The sequence below is a fragment of the Moorena sp. SIO1F2 genome, from assembly GCF_010672755.1.
In the GTDB taxonomy this organism is placed as follows: Bacteria; Cyanobacteriota; Cyanobacteriia; order Cyanobacteriales; family Coleofasciculaceae; genus Moorena.
In genome coordinates this window covers 1-5183 of the sequence record NZ_JAAHFV010000418.1, presented here as the reverse complement: position 1 = coordinate 5183, position 5183 = coordinate 1, and the positions used below count along the sequence as shown (strand labels likewise).

The window sequence follows — 5183 nt, the reverse complement described above, 5'->3', positions numbered from 1 at the left end:
TGGGTCCCTGGGTAGTACTTACAGGGACCCCCTCTCCCCACAAAACTCCAGAGAAACTGGATGTGATTGTCTATCGGGAAAATACAGAAGATATCTACTTGGGTATTGAATGGCCCAAAGGAAGCGAAGTTGCTGAAAAATTGATTACTTTACTCAATCAGGATCTAATCCCAGCGACTCCAGAACATGGCAAAAAACAGATTCCCTTAGATGCTGGTATTGGCATTAAACCCATCAGTAAAACTGGCTCCCAGCGTTTAGTGCGCCGCGCCATCCAACATGCCCTCAGGTTACCTAAGCCTAAGCAGATGGTGACTTTGGTACATAAGGGGAATATTATGAAGTACACCGAAGGCGCGTTCCGGGACTGGGGTTATGAACTTGCAACCACAGAGTTTCGAGCAGAATCTGTAACTGAACGGGAATCTTGGATTCTGAGCAACAAAGAGCAAAATCCTGATATTACCCTGGAAGAGAATGCTCGCGCGATTGAACCGGGTTATGATGCCTTGACCCCAGAAAAACAGGGGAAAGTGATCCAGGAAGTGGAAAATGTCCTTAATTCCATCTGGGACACCCATGGGCAAGGTCAATGGCAAGATAAGGTGATGGTCAATGACCGGATTGCGGACAGCATTTTCCAACAAATCCAGACTCGACCAGCGGAATACTCTATTTTGGCCACGATGAATCTCAATGGTGATTACCTATCCGATGCCGCTGCTGCTATGGTTGGTGGATTAGGTATGGGTCCAGGAGCGAATATTGGTGACACGTGTGCGATTTTTGAAGCCACCCATGGCACAGCTCCCAAACATGCAGGTCTAGACCGGGTAAATCCAGGCTCTGTGATTTTATCAGGAGTGATGATGCTAGAGTATATGGGTTGGCAAGAAGCTGCTGATTTGATTAAGAAGGGGATATCAGATGCGATCGCTAACCGGGAAGTTACTTATGACCTAGCCCGGATGATGACTCCACCCGTAGAACCTCCCCTGAAGTGTTCTGAGTTTGCTGAGGCAATCATTAAATATTTTAGCTAAACCGCGAGAAGCCCCGCACTTTTCCTTCATTGGGTAAGTGTCGTATGGGAAGCGCGGGACAAGGGTCGGAACGTCGAAATGCCAATGTGATATATTAACAATGGTAGGGAAAACAAATTAAGAGCTAATCGCCACCTACCAACTGAAAATAGAACTTTTTTTTGTATTGTTCCGGCGGGTCGGGGCATCCCGGAGACGAAACCTTAGAATAGGGCAGCCTTAATCATAAAGTTTTAACCCTTTACGCATAACCGACTAACCATAAAGGCCAGAGACGCGCGCCTTAGACAGGGTCGCCTTATAACAATAGCCTTAACCCTTTTACCCATAGCCTGCCGACCATAAAGGCGACCCTGTCTTACGGTAACTTCAAACCCTATTCTTGCGGTAACTTCTGACCGTGTCGTTAATAAAGCTTATCGTTCGCGTAGCGTGGCCAAAGGCCTTGTATCCGAACGCGCCCCGCGTCGGGCAAAGCCCGATGGCAATAGCTGGAGTTGGTAAGAAGCCCGCGCTGTCCCGTTAGGGCAGCTTCGGGAGTATGTCACGTCGCCTCAGCTGACTTGGTTCAAGCTTAGACTTTAAGCGACGCTGATTGAAAAACTGATTTTGACTAGTAGACTGGGTAGAAAATTGCCCCAATTTACTTGTTCCTTGCGGTGCTACTGGTCTAAGAGGTGCTGCCGTTGGTACACCGGTAGCTTGCCGGAATGGAGTAGAGTAGGTGTTGGAATTAAGAGGAACTGTAGGTGTTGTCGGAAAAGTTCTATCGTTCCTTGTTCGAGGTAGATTGACTCCAGGATAATTAATTTGTCCTGGAGAAGGAGCTGTTGTGGGTGTGGTCGAGAAAGTCCTGTTGCCGGTTACACCTGGTGTTGTTACCCCAGGATAGGTAATTTGTCCTGGATAGGAGGGAGTCGGTAATGCTTGATTCCCAGTTGCCGTCAACGGTATTCCCCCCCTAGCTTTAATTTCCTGAGTTCCTGAGTTCCGTTGTTCGAGAACTCCCCTGTTTCCATAGGAGATATTTGAAGGCAAGATGTTAGCAGGTAGTTGAGCTTTGCTATTACCGGTAACAGACTTAGCAGCATTAAGCCTATTCAAGGCTTCCTGTAAAGGGCTGACTGGTAACTGTGTTGGATTAGTGTAGAGGGAATTGAGGGAACCCAACCCCAACACAGAATTAGTCTGGTTCAGTGTGCTTGAGGATAAAGATCTCTGATTAACAGAGTTAGGATTGCTCAGTAAGTCACTCCCAGGAACGGGAGGGATATTAAACAAATCGTTTGTAGATGTAGCAAAGGGATTTCTGGCTTTTGAGGACTGCTGAGGTTGGACGTTTGGGGTTAGCAAAGGTGATTTTGCTTGGGAGTTAGCTTTTGTCTGCTGAATAACTTGAGTAAATAACCCTTCTGAATTTTTGGTTTTAGACTTTTTGGCTTTCTTGGTTTGCTGTGGTGGTACTGATATAGCACTTAGGGCTTCGAGCTCTGCTAATAGCACGGCAGAATTATCAATATCAGCTAACCTTGCCGCTAGTTCATCATCTTCAGAAGACAGGGTTGGTTCAACGGTGGGAGTATCAGTTTCAGCCACTTGATTGATCCCAATTGCCCTTAACAATTCTGGATGGTTCCAGTATTCCCGGAGAAACCACAACATTAGGGATAACAAGACAGCTGCTCCCCAAAATGCTGGTCGTCCCAAAGGTTGTAGTTGAGCTTTCCAATAGCGGAGGTAGGCAGGAGGTTGATGACGAGAAGACATAGCAGGTTTCAACGATGTTAAACATTTCAGCTTCGCTGTAACTTGATGCTAGCCTCTAATCAACCGATTCAGGTTTACAATTAGCAATTTACAATTAGCAATTTACAATTAGCAATTTACAATTAGCAACAATAACCACCTGTCTATCTAGCCTACTTATCGCGCAGCTCTATATAACAACAATCCTCCAGCACCTAGTCCAAATAAATTGGGCAACCAGGCTGCCATAACAGGAGAGAAAATGTTAACTAGACCTAGGGCATTGGTGATAAACCCTAATAAGTAGTAAGAAAAAATTACTAAAACACTAATTCCGAAACTGGTTGCTTTACCTGTACGTTGAGGACGAGTTCCCAAGGAAGCTCCCACTAAACCAAAAACTAGACAAACAAAGGGAAAAGAAATTTTTTGTTGAATTCTGATCCTAAGTTTACGAATTTTTTTAGCATTACCACTATGGCGTAATACCTCCAAACGCTCTAGAGACTGAGCAATGTTCATTTCACCATAGTCACGATTTTTTTTTGCCAAATCCAAAGGTGTTCTAGGAAGTTGTAGCTTTTGTTTTTCAAATCTGAGGATATTGCGGTAAGAAGCATCGGGAGATATAATATAGATGGTGCCATCTAGAAAATCCCAGAGATTTTCAGTTGGGTTCCAAACGGCAGATTGAGAGGTAACAATTTGTTCTAGACCGGTCTGAGAAAAGTCTAAAATTGTCAAGCCTCTCATCTGCTTACCATCAAATTGCTCGGCGTAGAACCAACGCTTAATTTTGTTAACTTTTTTGCCATTGGGTAGCTTTACTTTTTGATATTCGGGATAAAAGATGTTCCTTTCCTGAAAGGATGGTCTTTCTTTTTTAAGCGCTTTGTCTAAGGTGATTTTGGACTGGTAGTTAGCCGCAGGAACTACTAATTCATTAAATACAAATGTCAGACTTGTAACGAGCAAACTCACCACTACAGCAGGTATTACGAGTCGGTAGATGCTTACCCCAAAGCTGCGCATGGCAATCAACTCACTATCGCTGCTGAGGCGAGAGTATGCCATCAGAGCAGCTAGGAGCATCGACATTGGTAAAGCATAGGAAATAAACTGGGGTATCTGCAACAGTAGCACTTGAAGTGCAATTCCCAATGGTAGTCCTGCTTCAGTAACTTTGCGAACCAACTCAAATAGGGTTCCAATAGCTACACCCAGTGATGAAAAAGCACCAATACCAAACAGCAGTGGTGGGATTAGCTCAAATACGATGTACCGATCCATCACTGATAAGCCAGGCATTAGTGCAATGATGGACTTGGATTTACCAAATTTCATGATTTGCTAATCACTAAATTAATTTTTAATAGCTTCTGTTATCGTTGAAACCCTGTCCCTAAGTAATACTTACGTACTAAAGGATTATCATAAAGTTCTTCAGCACTTCCGGCAGCCAGGATTTGTCCTTCTCGCATAATGTAGGCGCGGTCAGTAATCGCTAGGGTTTCTCTTACATTGTGGTCAGTCACCAGAATTCCCATTTGGCGATCGCGTAATCGAGCCATAATTTTTTGAATCTCTGAGACAGCAATGGGATCGACACCAGCAAATGGCTCATCCAAGAATAAGAACTTCGGTCCAAGTGAACCAACAGCTAACGCTCTTGCGAGTTCTGTTCGACGTCTCTCTCCTCCAGACACTTGATTACCTAAGGTATTGGCGACTTTTTCCAAACGAAACTCTTGGAGTAAGTAATGCATTCTTAATCGCCACTCACTACGAGGCACACCAGTTTGTTCTAAGACTAATTGAATATTGTCCCGAACACTAAGGTGGCGGAAAATACTAGCTTCCTGAGCCAGGTAACCAATACCTAGCTGGGCTCGCCGATTAATCGGCATGGCAGTGATATCTTGATCATCTAGCCAAACTGTACCCAGATTGGGTTTTTCTAGACCAGTGGCAATGTAGAAGGTTGTAGTTTTACCAGCACCATTAGGACCAAGCAACCCTACAACTTCCCCTTGGGCAACGGAAAGATTAACGCGACTGACAACACTGCGCCTGCCATAGGACTTATGGATATTATCTAATAATATTTTCACAGATAGCACCTTTAATCGGTCATTAGTAAATAGTCCATAATCCTTATATCCTTGGTAATTAACTAATGACCAGGAAATGACCAGAAGTGGTTGCAGGCTATTCTATCAATTAAGATCTAGTTTTTAAGCCATAATGGCTGATGGTAGGGGTTGATCTAGGGCATGTCGTCAGTTAAGCCAGATGACAGAAGCGGCGAGATGAATGGCTCCCAAAAAATTACGAGCAGTTTTATCATAGCGAGTTGCTATTGCCCTGTATTGCTTAAGTTTCTGAAAAAAGTTT

At 44.2% G+C, this 5183-nt stretch carries 5 protein-coding genes; 1 reads left to right on the top strand and 4 read right to left on the bottom strand.

The window, feature by feature from the left end; genetic code table 11:
* Positions 1 to 1043 (top strand): NADP-dependent isocitrate dehydrogenase (locus tag F6J94_RS29805; protein WP_293046923.1); only part of this gene is annotated, 1043 nt, incomplete at its 5' end.
* Between the two features lie 522 nt (positions 1044 to 1565).
* Here the strand turns inward: F6J94_RS29805 and F6J94_RS29800 are convergent.
* The 4 genes from F6J94_RS29800 to F6J94_RS29785 form a co-directional block, all read right to left on the bottom strand.
* On the bottom strand, positions 1566 to 2810 hold the full coding sequence (locus F6J94_RS29800; protein WP_293046921.1) for a hypothetical protein: 1245 nt from the start codon (positions 2808 to 2810) through the stop codon (positions 1566 to 1568).
* A gap of 156 nt (positions 2811 to 2966) precedes the next feature.
* Positions 2967 to 4133, bottom strand: a complete 1167-nt coding sequence (locus F6J94_RS29795; RefSeq protein ID WP_293046919.1) for an LptF/LptG family permease — start codon at positions 4131 to 4133, stop codon at positions 2967 to 2969.
* Between the two features lie 38 nt (positions 4134 to 4171).
* Positions 4172 to 4900 carry an LPS export ABC transporter ATP-binding protein gene (gene lptB / locus F6J94_RS29790; protein WP_293046917.1) on the bottom strand — a complete coding sequence of 243 codons (729 nt, stop codon included), beginning with the start codon at positions 4898 to 4900 and terminating at the stop codon, positions 4172 to 4174.
* Between the two features lie 168 nt (positions 4901 to 5068).
* A partial coding sequence (locus F6J94_RS29785) for a transposase (protein WP_293042269.1) occupies positions 5069 to 5183 on the bottom strand: 115 nt, incomplete at its 5' end.